Genomic DNA, 19010 nt, shown 5'->3' with positions numbered 1-19010 from the left:
CCGTGGAAAATGAAATCAGGACTAACGGCGCAGCGGACTCGCCACTCCGTTCATGCGTTTCCGAGACTGGCGTCGAACAGCGTTGCCGCCGCAGCCACCGCCGTATCGGCGCGCAGCACTCTCTCACCCAGTGTTAGAGCCGTAACAAAGGGTCGGGCAAGCATCACGTCAAGTTCCCCGTCGCTGAATCCACCCTCTGGTCCTATGAGAACTCCGTCGCCCGACCTCGCTCCGGAGAAAGGACGGGGCGCTCGCGCGCGCTCCGCGCCGGGGGAACTGGCCCGGACGTCGAGCCTCTCAACCGCAGCAAACAGGGTTTTTTCGGAAGGCCACGCTCCCAAAAAATCGGTCAGACGCAAGGGAGCGTCGATCGCCGGGACCGTCAGCCGCTCACATTGTTCCGCAGCTTCGATTGCGATCGCCGCCAGCCGTTCCTCGTTCACCCGCTGTCCAACGGTGCGCTCGGTGATCAGCGGCGCGAACCGCGCGACGCCCAGTTCCACGCCCATGCGGATGGCCAGATCCGTGGCGTCGCGCTTGAGCAAGGCGAACGCCATCACGCAGCCCGGCTCTCCATTCTCCGGCGCAGGACGAATCTGCTCCTGCAACACAAAGGAGCCGCGCTCCTTGCGCAGGCCGGAAATTGTCGCGCGCCATTCGCCGATCCGCGCGTTGAATATCCGCACGACGTCGCCGTCGCCACGCCGCATCACCGCTCCCAGATAGCGGGCCTGCCCCGGCTCCATCGCGCAGGTCGCGCCGGCGGACGCTTCGTCCAGTTTCTCCGACGCGACGAACAGGCGCGGAAGGGTGTGGGCGCTCGACATGACGTTCTTCCAACACGGTTCGCGGTTACGTGCTTCATGACGGCCATTGACCGCCGCCGCATGTGACCGCATCAATCGGCGCGATTTCAGCGGGATCGGCGTGCTGGTCAAGTTTCTCGACCTTTCGGGAAGGGCTACGCGCTTTTGCTTCAAGGAGACGTCGTGGCGCCGGTCCAAACCTCCCCCCACACCGACATACGCTTGACGGGCTGGGTCTCACGCCTGCCGGCTGCTGTTCGCCCATACGCACTGCTGGCTCGGCTGGACCGGCCCATCGGCACATGGCTGCTGTTTCTTCCCGGCGTGTGGGGGATTCTGCTGCCTGCGACGGCCGACAGCGCAGCAATCCAGCCTCTCGAGCGCCTTCGCCTTCTGGTCCTGTTTGGCGTCGGCAGCATCGTGATGCGCTCGGCCGGATGCGTCGTGAACGACATGTGGGACCGCGACATCGACCGGCAGGTCAGCCGGACGGCGGGGCGCCCACTCGCCTCCGGCGCGCTGCGCATGCGTCACGCGGTCGCGTTTCTGTCCGGTCTTTTGTTCATCGGCCTGATGATTCTCCTGCAACTGAATCCGCTCTCACAAGCTTTAGGCGCGGCGTCGCTGATTCTCGTCGGCCTTTATCCGCTCGCCAAACGCTTCACCTGGTGGCCACAACTGGTCATGGGCTTCACCTTCGGGTTCGGTGCGCCTCTGGGCTACGCCGCCGCAGCCGACAGAATGGATTTTGCGCAGGCGACGCTCTACGCCGCGACAATTTTCTGGCAGCTTGGGTTCGACACGATCTACGGATTTCAGGATATGGAGGACGACGCACGGATCGGCGTGAAGTCGACGTCCCGCCTGATGGCCGGACGGGCGCGCGGTTTTGTCGGAGCATGTTATGGCCTTGCCGGACTGTCTCTGATTTTTTCCGGCCTCCTGGCGCATATCGACCGGGGCTTCTTTCCAGCAATCATGATTTGCATCGGGGCGATGCTTTTGCAGGCGTCGCGCATCGACACATCGAATCCGTCTCTCTGCCTCGCGCAGTTCAAGGCTAACCGGGCCATCGGTCTTGGCATCGCGGCTGCTTTTCTGGCTGGCCGATTGCTCTGAGCGCACGTCCCGCACCGCTCTGACGCAGTTCTGGATGCCAGTCGGCACGGGGCGAGTCATAATTTCGCCCGAAACGTATGAGCCGACGTTGTGACGCCTTCGTCGCCTCCAACATACGAGACGCCAGGAAATCGCAGCGCGTCCCACTCTGCAGCCGTTTCGCAGGCGCACTGGGCTGGCGGTCATGCACCGAAGATACGTTGACACAGAAGACATTTATATAACAACGCATTAACGAGTATTTTCACGAAACGTCCGGCCAAAGATTCGCGACAATCTCGCGCTATCAATTTTCTGACGTAACCGCGGTTTTCCTCGAAACCGACGCCGGCACCATTCAGACGCAGAACGCGAATCGCAATTAAGCGTCACAAACAAACACATCGTGGCAAAACAAACTTTCCATACAGAAAAGTAAAAAAAGAAACATGGGCATATCATTGTTTATGGACATAAAAAATGATCCGCAGGTCATTATTTTTATAAAATACAATAATATAGTCGAATAATTTTTACAAAAAATAATACAAAAAAGGAATATATATATTTATATATAAATATATATTTTTTATATATAAATATATATTTTTCATCATTACTATCACCACAGATTTGATACCGTTAAAGAACCGTCAATTTGCCTCTTCGTTTTCTTCTGGGGCTCGGAATAATAGTGATTGTTCGCCCATCATTTAAATGAAGAGAGAGTATCCATGCCACGAGCCCTGATTTGGTCCGCGGAACTGGATGAAAAACTGACCCATCTAGTAAATAATAAAAAAATGACCATCAGAAATGCTGCAAAATTTCTTGGAGTAAGTCGGAGTTTTATTCACAGGCGATGTCAAATGCTACAACGCGAAACAAACTTCAGATCATGCAGCGTTGAGCGTGAACGCGCAGGCTTCGAGCCTCTTGCCGCCGGACATCCGATCAGCTGGCTGGCCATCCAGATTCAAAGACCCATTCGCGTTCCGCCAAACCAGAACAGCTATCACGCAAGAGCCGCCTGAAGGTCTCTGCTCGGATGGACGCATCCGGGCAGGCGACAACTCCACTACCACTCGCGCCTAGAAAAACAGACCGTCCCCGACCTGCGACCAGTAGCCCCGCCCAGGCGAATGCTCCTTACTTCTTTAGGCCGCCGGTTTAATTTCGTACGGACCGAGGTTGCTCTATAAGGGGCGTTTGATTCGCTTTTGGACGGGTTCATGCCTTCGCAGACTTCCACCTCCCCAACGAATGCGCCGTCGCCGGGAAAAAGCGGTATGGGCGCACTGGGTTTAGCCCCCCGCTTGACGGCCATGGCCCATCAAGCGGGGCTAGACGCCCCTACGCCTATTCAATCTCGCGCAATACCGGTGATTCTTGAAGGCGCCGATGCTGAGATCATCGCACCGACTGGAGCTGGAAAAACCGCCTGCTATCTTCTGCCGTTGATGCACATTCTGTTGGCCAAGCGAGCCGCCCGAGCTCTTGTCGTCGTCCCGACGCGCGAACTTGCGCGTCAGATTGCTGCAATGGGGCGTCAGTTGGCGCCGGCTCCCGAACTGCGCCCGCTCGCGGTCTATGGCGGCGCCCACGAAGAGGCCGAAACGCCAGAAAGCGCACAAGACGATATTCCCGAGCGTGCACGCATTATTGTCGGAACCCCGGGTCGCCTTCTCGACCTCACGCGACGGGACCAGATCGATCTCGCCTCCTGCCGCCACGTCGTGCTCGATGAAGGCGACAGATTGATGTCGCCGGAATTCCGGGATGAGATGCATGACCTCCTTCCCCTGTTAGCCCCACAACGGCAAACGGTACTTGTTTCCGCCACCCTGCCGCCTGCAGCGCGGGAGGCGTCTCGACGTTTCCTCTACAAACCACAAGCCATTGCCCCCGAAACAGGGAAAACGAGCATCCGACAGGCGATCATGTTCGTTGAGGCTGCGCAGAAACCTCTGGCCGCTGAAGCCGTTCTACGTCGCCACCCGGACCGTAACGCTATCGTCTTCGTCGCCAGCCGGGACGAGGCCGGGGCGCTCGCAAAGCAGTTGCGCAAACGGGGCCTGAAGCCTGCAATCTTGCACGGCGGCCTCACCCAGCCAGATCGTAATCGCGCCATGCAGGAATTTGCATCCGGGCGCGCAGCAGTTCTTGTCGCCACTGACCTTGCCGCCCGCGGACTGGACATTGAGCAGGTTGGCCAGGTCATCAATATGACGCCGCCCGAACAGCCGGAGACGTACGTCCATCGGATCGGCCGCACAGGTCGGGCCGGACGCGTGGGGTGGGCCATCACCTTATGCGCAATGAACGAACGCAGCGCGATGCGCAAAATTGAAACCGCGCTATCCATAAAGCTGACAGTTTTACCTACGGAAATTTCTACGCCGGAAAAAGCCGCGCCGCACATTGAACCTTCGGCCGCCCCAACGAGAAAGCGAGGACGTTCCGAGAACGGGCGGAATAAATCATCCAAAACGGCATAGTCTTGCGAAGAACGGGCTTGTCGTCGAATCCTCGTCCAGAAGTATACGTCGCCTGTCTGGAGGGTGAGCAACCGACCCTGCGCAGCCAAGGCTCAACCTGCCGACCAGAAACGGCTTCGGTGGAATTATAATGTTTTTCAGGTTACCAGCGCAGAGATACAACCTCTCCGGGAATTCGACACACGAGATGAGCGCACGTCACAAAAAATACACAACAAAATAAACGAAAAACAAAAAACTATAGGATATTGCTAGACAACCTCGAAAGCAAAGCGCAACTTCAATCGATGAGAAGATCATCGCCTTCTCTCCGATTAACTGCGCATTGCGTCCGTGTCCTTGCACAGGGGATCAGCAACAAAAAATCGCTTCTTTATATCTCAGCATTCGCCCATCAACTTCCCTGATAAAGAAATTTTACGACGAATAATCCGCTCGAAGGCGACGCGTATGAATGCCTCGTTCCGTGGGTTTTTATACCGCCTCGACGGAAAAGACAGAAACATCAAGCGTGAAGCTGCCATCACTCTCAATCCCCAGAAGACGCACCACCTCTTCCGGCGCCGCTTCCTGCAGGGATCTGATAGCCGCGATCCTCTCCGGCGGTGTTTGTGTCCGCGCGACCCAACTCCCGAACTCCATACGCAAACGATCCGTAGAAACATCCTTGAGAGCGAATCCGGCGTCATCAAGCAGCTTGCGCCATTCGACGACGGAATAATCTCTTACGTGCGAGACGTCCCTCAGGAGTTCCAATGTCTGCAACCAACTGTCAGCTACAGCGACGGCCGGCGCCGTCACGTCGATGAACATGGCCGCTCCATTCCGCGCCAGAACGCGTCTTGCCTCGCGCAACCCCGCCGCAGCGTCGTTCCAGTGATGCGTGGTGAAGCGGCAAAATACGGCGTCGAAGACGCCATCCTCGAATGGAAGCCTTTCCGCCGGGGCCTGTATCGTCCTTATATTCGCCAAACTCCGGCGGATCGCCTCAGCGTCTACGGCGCGCAGCATCTGATCAGTGACGTCGCAGGCTGTTACTTCCGCCACATGCGCGGCCAGGCGATAGGCGACGTGGCCGCCGCCACATCCGAGATCCAGGACACGACGCCATTGCTTCCCTTGCGCGGCCTGCTCGACCGCGTCGAGGTCGCCGCCCTGGCTGTGCACCGTGCTAGCGACATAATCCTGAGCGCGAGCGCCGTAATGTTGCGCCGCGTATGACTTCGTCATTGTCAAGTTCCTACTCTGTGCGTGTGTAATCCAGGTGACACTGACGCACACATAAAGCGGGTATAAGGTTCAGTTTTATCATGGTATAAAAACTCCCACCATGACCGTCCGCTCCAGTGCAGCCATAGCCATCGGCGCGTTTTTGCGAGCCCGCAGGGACGCGCTATCCCCGCTCGAAGTGGGTCTCCATCCAACACCGGGCCGCCGACGCGCTAGAGGACTACGCCGCGAGGAGGCCGCATATATCTGCGGAATCAGCACCACATGGTATACTTGGCTGGAACAGGGGCGCGACGTCTCGTGCTCAGCCGCAACGCTGGGGCGCATCGCAACCGCCTTGCGGCTCACGACAGCCGAACGCGTCTATCTGTTCGAACTGGCGGGACTTAAGGACCCACAGACGCCACGGAGACTCTATGACATCATTCCGGCAGCGGTGTTGACCATGCCTGAGCAGGTGAAAGCTCCCTGCTACGTTTTGGACCGGCTCTGGAACGTCTGCACGGCGAACGCCCCTGCCCGTCTTCTCTTTGGCGAGTGGCTGAACGGCGATGCCCCCAATTTACTACGGTACGTATTTCTATCTTCAGGGGCGAGGGATTTCCTGAATGACTGGGAACAAAGCGCACGTCGTGTTCTCGCGGAATTTCGTGCGGACAGCGTTCATGGCGAAAAAGGACAGGTCGAAAGCTTGATCGAGACCTTGCGCGCCGGAAACCCGGAGTTCGATCGATTGTGGCATGATCAGGCCGTTCTCTCGCGCGAAGGCGGAGCGCGGCGGTTTCGCCACCCGACGGACGGGATACTCAACTTTGATCAGACTACATTGATTTTCGCGACGTGGCCGCAATACAAGCTGGTGACGCTAACGCCGACCCCGCCGGCCTCAAACGCGCCCGACATTTGAACGCCCCCAATACCGTCACTTTACAGGCCAGAGCGGCAATAAACGCGACGCCTCCGCGACGGCATCTGGCGTCGGCTGCTCGAACGGCGGAATTTCCGCAAGCACGGCCACATGCCCGTGACGTTCGATCGCGGCGCGATTGCCCGGCGACAGCGGCCCGTTCATCACCACCCCGGCAATCGCGACGCCCCGCGCCCGCATCGCTTCGATGCTCAATAATGTGTGGTTAATGGTCCCGAGGCCGCTTCTTGCGACCAGCACTACCGGCAATCCCATGCGCTCGATCAGATCGAGAATCATCGCGCCCGCCTCTCCCGTCTCGGGTGATGGCGCAGTCAGCGGCACCAGAACGCCCCCCGCCCCTTCCACAACCAGCGGCCGGTCCGGTTGCGCCATCGGCGTGACGAGCAGATCCAGATTGACGCGCCGATCCTCCGCAGCGGCGGCGTCTTCCGGCGATAACGGAGCCAGAAATCCCTCTGCGCCAGGCACGATCCTGTCGGGCGTCGCTGCGCCAAGAGACACGATTGTCGCCGCATCTCCATCTTCCTCCGCGAGACCGGTCTGCAGCGGTTTCCAGTAAAGGGCGTCCCATGCATGGGTCAGGCAAGCCGAAACGAAGGTCTTGCCAATGCCCGTGTCGGTTCCTGTCACGAATACGCCCGCTCGAGGCGGAGTGCGGAACAGGCCGTAAGCGACCCGCCACGTTACCTCTCCCCCAGCCGCGTCAAAGCGTGCGACGACGCGGCGCATCGCTCCGGGCGACAGGCTGACGCTGTCAGGAGCAGCCTCAGTCGCTCCAATGGCGCGCAAACCACGCATGAAAGCCAGTCCACCCCCGGTCTGCTCCACCAAAGTTTCGACCTCCCATCGACCGCTGGCCTCCGGCAGCCGCCACGGCGCCGCCGCACGATGTGGCCAACCGTGCTGCAAGGCGACGTCGGCGGGATACTCGCGCATGCCGCAAGCAAAGCCTTGCGCGGCGTGAGCGGCGCGCCATTCGACGAAACTTCCGTCCGCGAGCGTCGTCGCCGCCAGAACTCCGCCGGGACGCAGCATACGCGCCAGACCCGCGAGCGCCTCGTCTCGCGGCTCAATCCATTGCAGCGCCAGATTGCCGCACACGAGATCAAACAGGCCGGACAGGCCGTCCGGCAACTCGGGCTGGGCTGCGTCCATCGTCGCGAAATCCGCCATGGGGCATCGCGCACGCGCACGCTCGACCATCGCCGGAGATATGTCAGTCGCCACGATCTGCGCATCCGGCCACATGTCTCGCAACAACCCGGTCAGAAATCCCGAACCACATCCAAATTCCAGCACACGGCCCGGCGCGCGCCCGGCGAAGGCCGACCGCAAGCGCGCAGCCAGCCGCCGCGCGGTCGTGCGTTGAACCGATGCTGCGGTGTCATATGCTGCCGCGCTGTCGAAGCGCGAGGCGATACGCAGACGTTCCTCACGCAGGATTTTCGCCGACCGGTTGTCGGACGGGGTGGAGCGCATTGGCGTCATCCAGTCTGTTTTTGCTGTGCGATAGTCTGGCGAATGAAATCCGCACATAGATCCGGTCGCGTGAGCGGCAGAAGATGCCCCCCGTGATCCGTCCACTGGATACGCTCCGCAGGAAACGACGCCTGGGTCATCGGTTCAGTGGCGAGCACGTCGTCCCGACTGCCGAGCACCGCTGCGATGCGGCCCGTCCGTTCTCTTGCGTCGCCATCGCGCAAATGCATCAGATCCTGACGTAATCTGTGCGTGTCCAGCGTGCCAGAAACCTGAGCGAAGTCGCGGTCCTGCTCCGTCGAAAGCCCACACCGCTCATGGAAAGCGTTGACGACGCCTTGCGCGTCACGATCAAGGCCCACGAGCATACGGTCAATCAGTCGCTGCGGCACACCGTCAGGGAAGTCCGTCGCGCGGCAGAAACGCGTAAAGGCGTTGATCCCCAAAATCACGCTCTCTGCGTGCAATGACGCCTGAGACAGCAGCCAGAGCAGGCCGAAGGAGTGCCCTACGGCGACGACAGGTTCATCCGGAGGAAAGCATATTTCGGAGCAGCCGAAATATCCGAAATCCAGAACATGAATTTCGCCGCCGACGGCGTCCCCCCGCAAGCTGTCGCGCACAGCGCCCCATACCCGCGCGTCAAATCCCCACCCATGCGCAAGAACAACATGCATCACACAGGCCGGTGGAGACGGATTACGGCGTCAGCCAACCTCTCAACCATGTCCTCCGCATGCGCGGCTGACAGCGCTACGCGCAGACGGCTTTGCCCATCAGGAACAGTAGGCGGGCGAATCGCGACGGCCAGCAACCCCTCGCCTTCCAGCGCCTGCGCCACGTTCAGGGCGTCGGCGGCGGAGCCGATCATCACGGGCACGATCTGGGTCGATGACTCGCCGGTCGAAAACCCGGCCCTGATGAGCCTGTCCCGCAACAGCACACCATGATCAGCCACTCGTCGACGCCGATCGTCCAGAGTTGGCAACAGTTCCAGAGCGGCGTCCGCGGCGCCTAGAACGGCAGGCGGCATGGCGGTGGAATAGATAAAACCTGATGCGCTGTTCAGCAGCCAGTCGCACAATGCACGCGATCCGGCGATGTAGGCGCCCATGCCGCCAAGGGCCTTGCTAAAAGTGCCCATGATCAAATGTACGCCGCCCGGCGCGAGCGAAGACAAACCCGCCCCGCCTGATCCAAGCACTCCCGTCGCGTGCGCCTCGTCCAGACAGAGAAATGCTCCGAACCGCTCCGCCAGAGCCGCCAACGCAGGCACGTCCGCGCGGTCTCCGTCCATACTGAAGACGCTCTCAGTCAGGATAATCCGAAGACCAGACGCATCCCGCCGGGCCTCAAGCAGCGTCTCAAGGTGGCTGAGATCGTTATGCCTGAAGCGAATTTGACGCACGCCAGCCGCAGCACACCCATGATGCAAGCTGGCGTGGTTCAGGCGATCGGTAAAAACCAGCGGCGGCGCGCCGACCTGCTCAACCGACAGTCTGGCGAGCGCCGGAACGAGCGAGGCGTTGGCTTGCCAGCCGCTGGCGAAAAGCAACGCGGCCTCCGCGCCCTTGAGGGCCGCGACACGAGCTTCAATCTGCTCATGCAGAAACATCGTGCCTGTCACAAGGCGAGAGGCGCCGGCTCCGGCGCCATAGCGCGCCGCCCATTCGCACGCACGATCGACGAGCGCAGGATGTGAGGCCAGCCCGAGGTAATCGTTGGAAGAGAAGTCAACCACTTCTTGTTTGGCCGCATTAACACGGACGCCCGCAGATATGGGCGTGAACGCGCGCAACCGTCGGCGTCGACTTTCGTCGTCCAGTCTCGCCAGCGCGTCCTGGAAAAGGGGATCGAACCGCGTCATAGAATCGGTCTCGTGCCGGAGACCGAGCCGATGGTCAACTATTCGTCGGGAAAAGTCCCGTCGCCTGCGCACATAGCATCACTGTCAGAAGCGCGGTCCGTCCGCATGGCCCCCAGATCGTTCGACACGTGAACCTCAGAGTTACATGACCGATTACGATTGAGGTTATGCTGCAGTTTAATTTCGACGAGCATGAATAAAGAAAACAAGTAGAGACAAAAATTATAAATACAATGTTAGTTATGTCGTCATAAATCAATAACATTAATTTATCAGAAAACCAAAACGTCACTTAATTTATATTAATTACAAAAAACATAAAATAAAGTGTGTTAAATTTACTACCAAATAATTTATTTTCTCAATTGAATATTTATACAAAAAATACGTTACGAAACAATATCAAATATGTCCGGATGTTAACGTTAAAATTGCATAAAGATTCATTTTGTTTCACTTAATGCTTGTTTTGTATATTTTTAGACGTTTATCTGTTTTTGGGAATCATCCCCACCCACACTTCGATGACGTGTGTGCTGCGTTCTACATTGTCTGTTTGTATTGAACGATCAATTCCAGGGAATATCTCCATGCGTGACTTATCTGACCTTGAAGTAAGCGCCATCTCCGGCGGCGGATCCTTGCTGATTTCGCCCACCGCCGGCGGACTGAGCGCTCTGCTTGGTAACGCTCTCATTGGCGCCGCCAATACAGTCAATGCATTCCAGGACGCTATCAGCCCGATCGGCGTCGCTCTAACCGCCGTCGGCGGTCCGATCACTGGCGCGCTCCACCAGTTCAACGACTACGCCATTTATCAGGCGTCTCAAGTCGTCGACACTATCGGAAAAGCTCTGGGCGGCACGATCACGCCTGAATATCATTATGTCAACGAGTGGATCAAAGGCATCGACTGATCTTAAGTCGCATATAACTTGCCGACCGACGGCACGCCGGTCGGTCGGCGCCTCATACTCAATCAAATGACGACCTGAACGTATTCCGCGCCACGCGCACGTCTTTTTCCAAAAGAAGACCGTATACGCCGCGCCCTGACCACTGCGGCGAGCGTCGTCTTGCGCGGAGTGACGATCCAGCGGGCGTCGCCACCGCAATTGCAGGAAAACATGAAGGAATCAACGTCCACTACAGGCCCCCTGAAACTCACAACGTCGCAGTTGGCGCAGCTTAGCGCCGACACGGACGGCGGCACGGCGAACGCCCTTCTCGGGTATGAGGACATGCTCTCTTTCCTCAATACAGCCATCGCCGATGGAACCAACACGCTCGACTCGCAAAGTACTTTCTGGTACGAGCAAGCTATCACTATTAACGGCAACGATCCGACAAGCTTTGGGAATATCTTCATTCACGCTGCTACCGATTATGGTCTCGCGTGGGATGACAAATCTGTAGTTTTCCAAAATCTCTCGGATAAAATCGGACTTGCCGTCATCTCCGGGACACTCCAGACCGGAAGCCTTCAAACGATCAACTCGATGCTTGAAGACGATATTGGAACGTCCCTTCAATACGGCGGCATGACTGTCGGAGGGTGGGGGGGATCGTTCTACTACTGGGACACCCCATATCAGGGGACCGAGACCGTCGGAGAAGCCATCATGGCCGATCCCGCGCAATACGATAAATTCGTAGCGACTACAGCCAACGCTATAGTCGTCGCCGGAAACTCCGCGATTGAACAGCTTGGCCTTACGTTCAGCACCGGGTCTGTGACGAACGAAGTTAATGAGTTTCTCAATATTCTCAATGTCGGCGTTCCGACTATCGTCGACTCAGCCGTCCAGACTGACGTGAAGGCCGAAGTCATCGCAAGAGCGTTCGAAGAAGACGTTCTCGGACAAAGCGCCGCCGGAGACCCCAATTATATCAACGGATATCTCTACCTGGGCAACAACTGGTTCGGCGACAGTCAATGGATCGCGACGGGCGCCGTGAGTTCCAGCGCCATCAAGGTAACCGATAATGCCGAACTGGACGCCCTTCGCGCGACACGCATCAGCGAGCAGGATACGAAATCCGGTGATGCTGCGACAAACATCTATTCTGCAATTGGCATAGCCGCGACGGCGGCCGCCACCGGACAACTGACTTTGCCGTCGGAATTACAAAAAGCTCCGGGCGCGACCATCAGCGCCAGCCAAACCACTTCTTCCGTGTCTCTCAATCTCCCAACCGTTCCACAGAGCCTTGTCAATGCTACGTTGCAGGACATTCTAGCAGATATTTCGCATGGCCTCACGTCGGACTTCCTCTCCCCCCTTGTGAATGTCGTTAGCACAGGCTTGACAGATGTTATCAACGTCGCTGGCGGCGTTCTCAATACACTGACAGCAGGAATCAGTTCGACAACGTCCGTAGCCACGACGTCGCACCACGCCGGTTCAGGAAATCACAATCTGCTCGAAAGTATTTTTAAGTAAAGATTATCTCTCACGACCAAATGCAGACTCATTATTCGGCCGCATGCAGTAATGAGTTTGCACCTGTGGGCGATGCGCACTGTGGGCTATGCATACGAACGCATACCGCCACACACAGTTTTCGTTCGCTCCAAATTAAAGGTTATGTTTATATTTATCAAATTATTACGTTAATAAAGCAAAATATTTTGTATATATTTTTATCTTCATTATATAATGCATTTATTTAATACATAATATTAGTAACAATACTTTGTCCGTCGTCGAAAGATTTGGGACTGTGGATGGCGTGAAATAAGGGAGGCTTTGGCCCATCTGATTTTGATGTTTAGGCGGCGCGTTGCTGATGAAGCAAGCGTCGTTTCTGAATGGTAGCGCGTTTGACGCGCTCACGTTCGAGCAGGATGGTCTGCCCCCTCCGAACCAGACATCGGCCGGCGTGAGATTGTTGAGGCTCTCGTGATAGCGACGCTGATTATAGTTTTCGACGAATGCCTCGATCTGCCTTTCGAGATCTCCAGGCAGATAATAATGCTCAAGAAGCACTCGGTTCTTGAGCGCCTGATGCCAACGCTCGATTTTTCCCTGTGCCTGAGGGTGGTTCGGAGCCCCACGCACATGATCCATGGTCTTCTGACCGAGCCATTTTGCGAGTTCGTCAGCAACATAACAGGGACCGTTATCGGAGAGCAGTCGCGGTCGGTGTTTTACTGTGGCCTGATCGAGCCCTGACGCCTGTATCGTCGAGGATGGTCGACAGATAGAACCATCCCCATCCGATGACCTTGAGGTAAGTGAAGTCTGTTTGCCAGAGCTGGTTCGTCGCCGTCGTTTTCGTGTGGAAGTTTTCCGCCGCCTTGATGACGATGAATTGCGGACTGGTGATTAGGTCATGGGTCTTGAGCAGACGATAGACCGAGGATTCCGAGACGAAATAGCCCTGCTCGTCGGTGAACCGCACGGCGATTTCCCGAGGCGACAGTTCCGGCGCCTCCAGAGCCAGATCGATGACCTGCGCACGGACATCGTACGCGATGCGATTCCACGTCCGATTGGGGCGTGATGGCCGGTCGGTCAACGCTTCGGCGCCGCCGTTCCGATACAGATCGTACCAGCGGTGAAAGGTTGACCGCGGGATGCCGATCCTGTCCAGAACCTTTCGGGCAGGCAGAACCGATTGTTCGACGAGACGGATGATCTCGAGCTTTTCCAAAGCCGTATATCTCATGCGGGGTCTCCCCCATCCCCGATCATGCTTTTTTTGAGCAGGCGCAATCCCAGCGTCTGTTCGGCCACGACCTCTTTGAGGGCCCGCGCCTCGTCACGCAGATAACGGACTTCACTGGTCGTGGCGTTACGCGCCGTATCGCCCGCAAGTTATTTCTTCCCGGCCTCGAGAAATTCCTTCGACCAGGCACAATACAGGCTCTCCGCGATCCCCTCACGACGTCACAGCTCGGCTATACTGCTTTCACCACGTAGCCCGTCGAGCACAATGCGGATCTTCTCTTCCGCCGAATACTGCCGACGCGTCGCCCGGCGGATATCGCGGATCAACCGTTCCCCCGATGTCGTCTCCGGCAAGGATTTCTGGCTCATACTTCACTCCTTCGTCGTTACGATGAGCCAGAAATCCTCCATTATTCAATTTGCCAATTCCGTCCCATAGGTCCTGACGACGGACAGGCGACGTCGTGCATCTGGTCGCGAAGAAGATTGCGGACCTTTCCGGGTTGCTCGCGGACGTGGGTAATCGCTCCTCTGCTGGGAGCACCCATGGCCGCACTGCCGACTGTGAACGGATCATCGTCACATCGCGCAATTTCCACTGATCCATGAAGCTCCCGGCGAGACGCATCCACATCCGTGAACTCACCCATTTTATTATCCTTGTGCGATGTCCATGGCCTGAAGACACGAACTTTGCTGAGTTTTATTCTCATGGAGATGCTTTTAGATACGCCCGGCGCCGTGATTCGCAGGCAGCGCCGTGTGATCAGGATGCAGTAGCGGACCAAAGCGACGCAGGCAGCATGCGCGCCGACGGCGGACCAGCGCACGCAACGAGATCGGGATACGGCAGCCGACCGGTTCAGTGCGCGCCTGTTCCGTGCGGTCGGTGCAGGCTGCACAGCGCCACCACAGGACGACGGCCATACGAGCGCCTGCGCGCTGGATGCATCGTCTGCGCCACCGAAAAAGACCACGATGTTGCTTCAGGACATTACACATTGGCGGCGGTCTCCGTGCTAGCGACGCTGACCGCTGACCGCTGACCGCTGACCGTCCTTTAGGACATCGGCGTCATCCGACAATCGCCCCTATGACGAAATCTCTTCGCGCTGAACTTGAAGTCGCGCTGTCGTTGGCTATCGGAGATTACGTCGCCCATTGACACGTAAAGCCGGTGCCGACCGGCCTACGGTGGTCATTCGCCAAGGTATGCACGCTTAACGTGGAGGCCAACCTCTCACCATCTGAAGCATGGCGTCGCGTCGTGGTTTGCGATGGATCACGTGCCGATCGATCAGGCAGCAGACTGGCTTGCGACAGACCCAACCACCCTGCGTCGCGTCTATCGAAAATTCGACCCGACCTACCTTCGAAGCATCGCTGATGATTTTAGTTTGTAGTGGTCCATGTGGACTACTAAGCCACTTGTGGATAACTAAATTTATCCAACAAAATCAGTGGCGTCCCGTACGGGATTCGAACCCGTGTTACCGCCGTGAAAGGGCGGTGTCCTAGGCCTCTAGACGAACGGGACAGGACGAGGCGGTTGGTAATTGAGGGCGCTTACCCCGTCAAGGGGCTCGCACAAGAAAAGTATCAAAACAGCACTTTATCCGCGCCTAGGGTGACTCAACTCCGTGATCACGCCGTGCAGCGTGCGCAATTCCTGCTCGGTGACTTCGCCGCGCGTGAAGAAATGACGCAGGTTCCGGACCATTCCAGGCCGCTTCTGCTCGTTGCGGAGGAAACCGCAGGAATCGAGTTCCCGAATCAGATGCCGCATGAAGTTCTCAAGCTCGCCCTTCGTCGCGACATGCGTCTCATTCGTCATCAACTCGCGCGACGGCGTGGCGTCTTCGGTCAACCACCACTCATACGCCATGATCATCACCGCCTGGGCGAGATTGAGCGACATGAACGACGGATTGAGCGGGTAACGAATCAGGGCGTCAGCGCGCGCCATGTCCTCGTTGTCGAGACCCGCGCGCTCAGGCCCGAACATCAGTCCGACCTTGAGACCCCGCGCGGTCGCCGCCCGCAGTTCCACCGCGCCGCCACGCGCAGTCAGAACCGGCTTGACGATATGACGCGGCCGGGGACACGTCGCGAAGACGTGGTGCAGGTCCGCCACAGCGTCATCGACCGTCTCATAGGCCGTCGCCGCCTCAAGAATACGGTCGGCGCCAGAGGCGGTTCTCCACGCGCGATCCTGGGGCCAGCCGTCGCGTGGGGCCACAAGACGTAAATGGAACAGCCCCCCGTTCGCCATCGCGCGCGCCGTCGTGCCGATATTTTCCGCCAGTTGCGGGCGCACGAGTATAACGACCGGGGTATTCCCCAATGGCTGAAGATCGGCGCCGCCGTCCCGACCGGTCACGAGCCACGCCTCCAGGTGGTGCCCGAAGGGCCGTCCTCAAGAATCACGCCTGCCTCCGAAAGCTCAGCGCGAATGCCGTCCGCCCGCGCGAAATCCCGCGCCTTGCGGGCGGCAAGACGCTCTTCGATCAGCGCCTCGATTGTTGCGGCGCTCAATGCGCCCTCACCTTCTTCACCGCGAAACCAGTCGTCGGGCTCCTGCTCCAGCAGTCCGATCAGCCGCCCCGCCGCGCGCAGGTCGGCAGCCGCGGCAGTGTCTCCTTGCAGCGCTGCGCCGGCCAGCGCATGCATTTCCGCAATCGCGCGCGGCGTGTTCAGATCATCGCACAGGGCAGCCAGAAACGCCGCTGGCGGCGCACGCTCGGCGTCTTCGGGACTCTCCGGCGAACCCGCCAGAGCCCGGTAAAAACGATCAAGCGTCTTGCGCGACTCTTCCAACCCTGACCACGTAAAATTTAGAACAGAACGATACTGTGCGCTCATGAGAAGCAGACGCAACGCCTCCACCGGCCCACGCGCCAAAACGTCCCGGATGGTCAGGAAATTGCCGAGCGACTTCGACATTTTCTCGCCGTCAACCAGCAGCATCGCATTGTGCAGCCAGTAGTTGGCGAACCGGCCGCCCGGAAAGCAGCACAGACTCTGCGCGCGCTCATTTTCATGGTGGGGAAACAGCAGATCGCTGCCGCCGCCATGAATGTCAAAACTCTCTCCAAGGTAGCGATGCGCCATCGCAGAGCATTCGATGTGCCAACCCGGTCGTCCGCGACCCCAGGGCGATTCCCACCCCGGCAGATCGGGAGTCGATGGCTTCCACAGGACGAAATCACCTGCGTCACGCTTATATGGAGCGACCTCCACCCGGGCCCCCGCCACAAGCTCCTCCGGATCCCGCCCGGAGAGCGCGCCGTAGGACGGAAACGACGCGACCGCGAACAACACGTGCCCCTCAGCTTCATAGGCGTGCCCGTATTCGATCAGACGCGAAATCATCGCCTGCATCTCGGCAATATTATGTGTCGCGCGCGGCTCAATGTCCGGCGGCAGCATGTTCATTGCAGACAGGTCTGCATGAAATTCCGCAGTCGTGCGTTCAGTAAGCGCGGCAATGTCCTCGCCGTTATCGCGAGCCCGCGCCGTGATCTTGTCATCGACGTCTGTGATGTTCCTCACAAACGTCACGCGCGGATAAAGACGCCGCAGAACGCGCGTCAAAATATCGGCGGTAAGCATCGCACGCAGATTGCCCACATGAGGCAAGTCGTAGACCGTGGGTCCGCAGTAATAGATACGGACATGTTCCGGATCGAGCGGCGTAAAGGGCGCGACGGCGCGTCGCTGGCTATCGTGAAGCGACAGGACAGGCCGCGTGGCCTCCTGCAGCGGCGTCGGTAAGGTCATCGTCCCGGTCCGGATCAAGAAACAGAAATTCGTGGGTTGAGCGCGCGAACATGCGTCGCCCCTGCCGGGAAGGCAACATCTGGCGCGAACTCCGACGCCGTATGACACCCTTCGCGGACGCGCCAGCCTGCATGCGCCGACGCAAAAGCAGGCCCACTTAGAAGGCGCCTGTTTCACAACCTGTCGCCGGACGACCTGAGCGGCGGCCCAAAAGGCCGCCTCGTTACGCTCCCCCCGTAAACTCGGGTCTCAGCGCGGCGTCACCCAGCCATTTCCGGTGGAATCGCCCAGCTGGCCCCGGCCTGTAGGGCCGTTGTCCTGATAGGACGATCCAAAATGAGACAGATTGGAGCCCGTCACAGAGTCCCGCTGCACCGACGCTTCATGGTCCGGATCCGGGCCATGCGTCATGTCCATGGAAGGAGCGTCCTGATACCCGGGCGGCAGCGAATGGTGGCCACGAACCGTCATGTGCTCGTGCTGGCGCGATTCAGTTCCCGCGACGCCGGAACTCTGCTGCGTCGGATCGCCAGTGGTGATCTCCGCGCCCGCCAACGGATCGGACGACGCGGACAACGGCGCCGCCTCAGCCTGCATGATCGGGCTTGCAAGCAGCGCCAAAGCCGCGGCGGCCAAAACACGGGAACGTCGGGAAACAACCATAAAGCACACCTTCAGCGATTGACACTCCCCGCAGCGCGAGGGCCTGATCGGGCCGATCATACAGATTCGGCGACGACCGCAGTCGCCGGTTCGCTGGCCGGGAGCGAACTGACGCGACAGCTTCGCACGACCGGGACAAGAGCGGCAACAACGTTCCACGCAGAGCGTCCCGGCGCCTGCGCTGCGCCCACACGTTAAGTGTATAAAGTATGAGGACGCGAACCGAGCAAGCGATCCCCGCGCGGACGGAGAACTGGAGCCATGACCGCGGATCTTTTCGACCTTGAGCAGTCACGACAGGAAGCGCCAGAGACGCCGCCTCGCCCTGTCCCGCTGGCGGAAGGCGCCGTGCTTTTTCCGGGGCTGGCCTTGCCCGACGTCCCCGCCCTGCTGGCCGGAGTGGAAGCGGTGAGCGCGGAGTGTCCCTTCGAGCAGCTGGAGACGCCCGGCGGCGGCCGCATGTCGGTCGAAATGACCGCCTGCGGCGCGTTCGGCTGGCGCTCCGACCGCAAGGGGTATCGTTACGCTCCACTTTGCCCCGCGACGGGCCGCCCATGGCCGCCCCTGCCTCCCGCGTTCGCCGCCCTGTCGCGCCGCGCCGCCGCAGCCGCCGGTTTCGATCGCGCGCCGCTGCAATCCTGCCTCATCAACCGCTACAATCATCGGGCGCGCATGTCGCTGCATCAGGACCGTGACGAAGGCGAACTCATCACCCCGATCGTTTCGGTCTCTCTCGGCGTCGCTGCGACCTTTCTCTGGGGCGGCCTCAATCGCTCAGACCCCACGCGCCGCATCCGACTGGCGCATGGCGACGTCGTCGTCTGGGGCGGCCCGTCGCGTCTGACATTTCACGGCGTGACGCCGTTGCCGTCCGGCGAGCATCCCGCGACGGGTCCATGCCGCATCAACATTACTTTTCGTCAGGTTACGGCGGACATGGACAACTTTTCGACGCCCTGACGCGCGCTTCCCACCCCACGTCGA

General features: G+C 58.9%; 16 protein-coding genes, 1 tRNA gene and 1 pseudogene. 7 read left to right on the top strand and 11 right to left on the bottom strand.

What is annotated here, in order from left to right:
• Positions 1-50: 50 nt before the first annotated feature.
• A complete protein-coding gene (locus tag G442_RS0115955) occupies positions 51-827 on the bottom strand; it encodes a 16S rRNA (uracil(1498)-N(3))-methyltransferase (protein WP_026398792.1) in 777 nt (258 codons plus the stop codon).
• Positions 828-989: 162 nt separating this feature from the next.
• Between G442_RS0115955 and ubiA the strand changes: the two genes are divergently transcribed.
• From ubiA to G442_RS22785, 3 genes are all read left to right on the top strand, one after another.
• Positions 990-1925 carry a 4-hydroxybenzoate octaprenyltransferase gene (ubiA, locus tag G442_RS0115950; RefSeq protein WP_026398791.1) on the top strand — a complete coding sequence of 312 codons (936 nt, stop codon included), beginning with the start codon at positions 990-992 and terminating at the stop codon, positions 1923-1925.
• Positions 1926-2638: 713 nt separating this feature from the next.
• Complete coding sequence (locus G442_RS25275) at positions 2639-2938, top strand: sporulation transcriptional regulator SpoIIID (RefSeq protein WP_146882581.1); 300 nt, start codon at positions 2639-2641, stop codon at positions 2936-2938.
• A gap of 198 nt (positions 2939-3136) precedes the next feature.
• A complete protein-coding gene (locus G442_RS22785; RefSeq protein ID WP_084440655.1) occupies positions 3137-4402 on the top strand; it encodes a DEAD/DEAH box helicase in 1266 nt (421 codons plus the stop codon).
• A 474-nt stretch (positions 4403-4876) separates the two neighbouring features.
• Here G442_RS22785 and G442_RS0115940 read toward each other — a convergent pair whose 3' ends face one another.
• Positions 4877-5632 (bottom strand): class I SAM-dependent methyltransferase, encoded by a 756-nt coding sequence (locus G442_RS0115940; protein WP_026398790.1) that lies wholly within the window; start codon positions 5630-5632, stop codon positions 4877-4879.
• Positions 5633-5732: 100 nt separating this feature from the next.
• Between G442_RS0115940 and G442_RS0115935 the strand changes: the two genes are divergently transcribed.
• Positions 5733-6539 (top strand): helix-turn-helix transcriptional regulator, encoded by an 807-nt coding sequence (locus G442_RS0115935; protein ID WP_026398789.1) that lies wholly within the window; start codon positions 5733-5735, stop codon positions 6537-6539.
• A gap of 15 nt (positions 6540-6554) precedes the next feature.
• On the opposite strand, the gene bioD is transcribed toward G442_RS0115935, so the two are convergent.
• The 3 genes from bioD to G442_RS0115920 are packed head-to-tail and all read right to left on the bottom strand — an operon-like array spanning position 6555 to position 9909.
• Entirely contained in the window at positions 6555-8042 is a 1488-nt protein-coding gene (bioD, locus tag G442_RS0115930; RefSeq protein WP_051292426.1) for a dethiobiotin synthase, read from the bottom strand.
• A gap of 5 nt (positions 8043-8047) precedes the next feature.
• Positions 8048-8719, bottom strand: coding sequence for an alpha/beta fold hydrolase (locus tag G442_RS0115925; RefSeq protein WP_026398787.1), 672 nt, complete (start codon positions 8717-8719; stop codon positions 8048-8050).
• On the bottom strand, positions 8719-9909 hold the full coding sequence (locus G442_RS0115920; RefSeq protein ID WP_026398786.1) for an aminotransferase class I/II-fold pyridoxal phosphate-dependent enzyme: 1191 nt from the start codon (positions 9907-9909) through the stop codon (positions 8719-8721). Before G442_RS0115920 ends, G442_RS0115925 begins: the two co-directional genes overlap by 1 nt.
• A gap of 590 nt (positions 9910-10499) precedes the next feature.
• Here G442_RS0115920 and G442_RS0115915 point away from each other — a divergent pair.
• Entirely contained in the window at positions 10500-10826 is a 327-nt protein-coding gene (locus G442_RS0115915; RefSeq protein ID WP_026398785.1) for a hypothetical protein, read from the top strand.
• A 210-nt stretch (positions 10827-11036) separates the two neighbouring features.
• Entirely contained in the window at positions 11037-12353 is a 1317-nt protein-coding gene (locus tag G442_RS0115905; protein WP_026398784.1) for a hypothetical protein, read from the top strand.
• Positions 12354-12681: 328 nt separating this feature from the next.
• Here G442_RS0115905 and G442_RS22780 read toward each other — a convergent pair.
• The 6 genes and pseudogenes from G442_RS22780 to G442_RS0115865 form a co-directional block, all read right to left on the bottom strand.
• A pseudogene (locus G442_RS22780) lies at positions 12682-13952 on the bottom strand (helix-turn-helix domain-containing protein).
• 354 nt (positions 13953-14306) lie between these two features.
• Positions 14307-14510, bottom strand: a complete 204-nt coding sequence (locus G442_RS0115890) for a hypothetical protein (RefSeq protein WP_026398783.1) — start codon at positions 14508-14510, stop codon at positions 14307-14309.
• 534 nt (positions 14511-15044) lie between these two features.
• A tRNA-Glu gene (locus G442_RS0115880) sits at positions 15045-15120 on the bottom strand.
• Positions 15121-15195: 75 nt separating this feature from the next.
• Entirely contained in the window at positions 15196-15963 is a 768-nt protein-coding gene (locus G442_RS0115875; RefSeq protein ID WP_026398782.1) for an RNA methyltransferase, read from the bottom strand.
• Positions 15960-17363 (bottom strand): cysteine--tRNA ligase, encoded by a 1404-nt coding sequence (gene cysS, locus G442_RS0115870; protein WP_051292425.1) that lies wholly within the window; start codon positions 17361-17363, stop codon positions 15960-15962. Before cysS ends, G442_RS0115875 begins: the two co-directional genes overlap by 4 nt.
• A 249-nt stretch (positions 17364-17612) precedes the next feature.
• Positions 17613-18026: a hypothetical protein gene (locus G442_RS0115865; RefSeq protein WP_026398780.1), complete on the bottom strand. Its 414-nt coding sequence runs from the start codon at positions 18024-18026 to the stop codon at positions 17613-17615.
• Positions 18027-18287: 261 nt separating this feature from the next.
• Between G442_RS0115865 and alkB the strand changes: the two genes are divergently transcribed.
• Positions 18288-18986 (top strand): DNA oxidative demethylase AlkB, encoded by a 699-nt coding sequence (gene alkB, locus G442_RS0115860; protein WP_026398779.1) that lies wholly within the window; start codon positions 18288-18290, stop codon positions 18984-18986.
• Positions 18987-19010: the final 24 nt, after the last annotated feature.

Origin of the sequence: Acetobacter nitrogenifigens DSM 23921 = NBRC 105050 (assembly GCF_000429165.1) — a bacterium.
Lineage (GTDB): Bacteria > Pseudomonadota > Alphaproteobacteria > Acetobacterales > Acetobacteraceae > Acetobacter > Acetobacter nitrogenifigens.
The sequence above is the reverse complement of the archived record's forward strand: the minus strand, read 5'-3'. Positions and strand labels throughout refer to the sequence as shown.

Coding starts and splice junctions, on each gene's coding strand:
- G442_RS0115955 (WP_026398792.1), bottom strand. CDS start 827: ATGTCGAGCGCCCACACCCTTCCGCGCCTGTTCGTCGCGTCGGAGAAA.
- G442_RS25275 (WP_146882581.1), top strand. CDS start 2,639: ATGCCACGAGCCCTGATTTGGTCCGCGGAACTGGATGAAAAACTGACC.
- G442_RS22785 (WP_084440655.1), top strand. CDS start 3,137: ATGCCTTCGCAGACTTCCACCTCCCCAACGAATGCGCCGTCGCCGGGA.
- G442_RS0115940 (WP_026398790.1), bottom strand. CDS start 5,632: ATGACGAAGTCATACGCGGCGCAACATTACGGCGCTCGCGCTCAGGAT.
- G442_RS0115935 (WP_026398789.1), top strand. CDS start 5,733: ATGACCGTCCGCTCCAGTGCAGCCATAGCCATCGGCGCGTTTTTGCGA.
- bioD (WP_051292426.1), bottom strand. CDS start 8,042: ATGCGCTCCACCCCGTCCGACAACCGGTCGGCGAAAATCCTGCGTGAG.
- G442_RS0115925 (WP_026398787.1), bottom strand. CDS start 8,719: ATGCATGTTGTTCTTGCGCATGGGTGGGGATTTGACGCGCGGGTATGG.
- G442_RS0115920 (WP_026398786.1), bottom strand. CDS start 9,909: ATGACGCGGTTCGATCCCCTTTTCCAGGACGCGCTGGCGAGACTGGAC.
- G442_RS0115915 (WP_026398785.1), top strand. CDS start 10,500: ATGCGTGACTTATCTGACCTTGAAGTAAGCGCCATCTCCGGCGGCGGA.
- G442_RS0115905 (WP_026398784.1), top strand. CDS start 11,037: ATGAAGGAATCAACGTCCACTACAGGCCCCCTGAAACTCACAACGTCG.
- G442_RS0115890 (WP_026398783.1), bottom strand. CDS start 14,510: ATGGCCGTCGTCCTGTGGTGGCGCTGTGCAGCCTGCACCGACCGCACG.
- cysS (WP_051292425.1), bottom strand. CDS start 17,363: ATGACCTTACCGACGCCGCTGCAGGAGGCCACGCGGCCTGTCCTGTCG.
- G442_RS0115865 (WP_026398780.1), bottom strand. CDS start 18,026: ATGGTTGTTTCCCGACGTTCCCGTGTTTTGGCCGCCGCGGCTTTGGCG.
- alkB (WP_026398779.1), top strand. CDS start 18,288: ATGACCGCGGATCTTTTCGACCTTGAGCAGTCACGACAGGAAGCGCCA.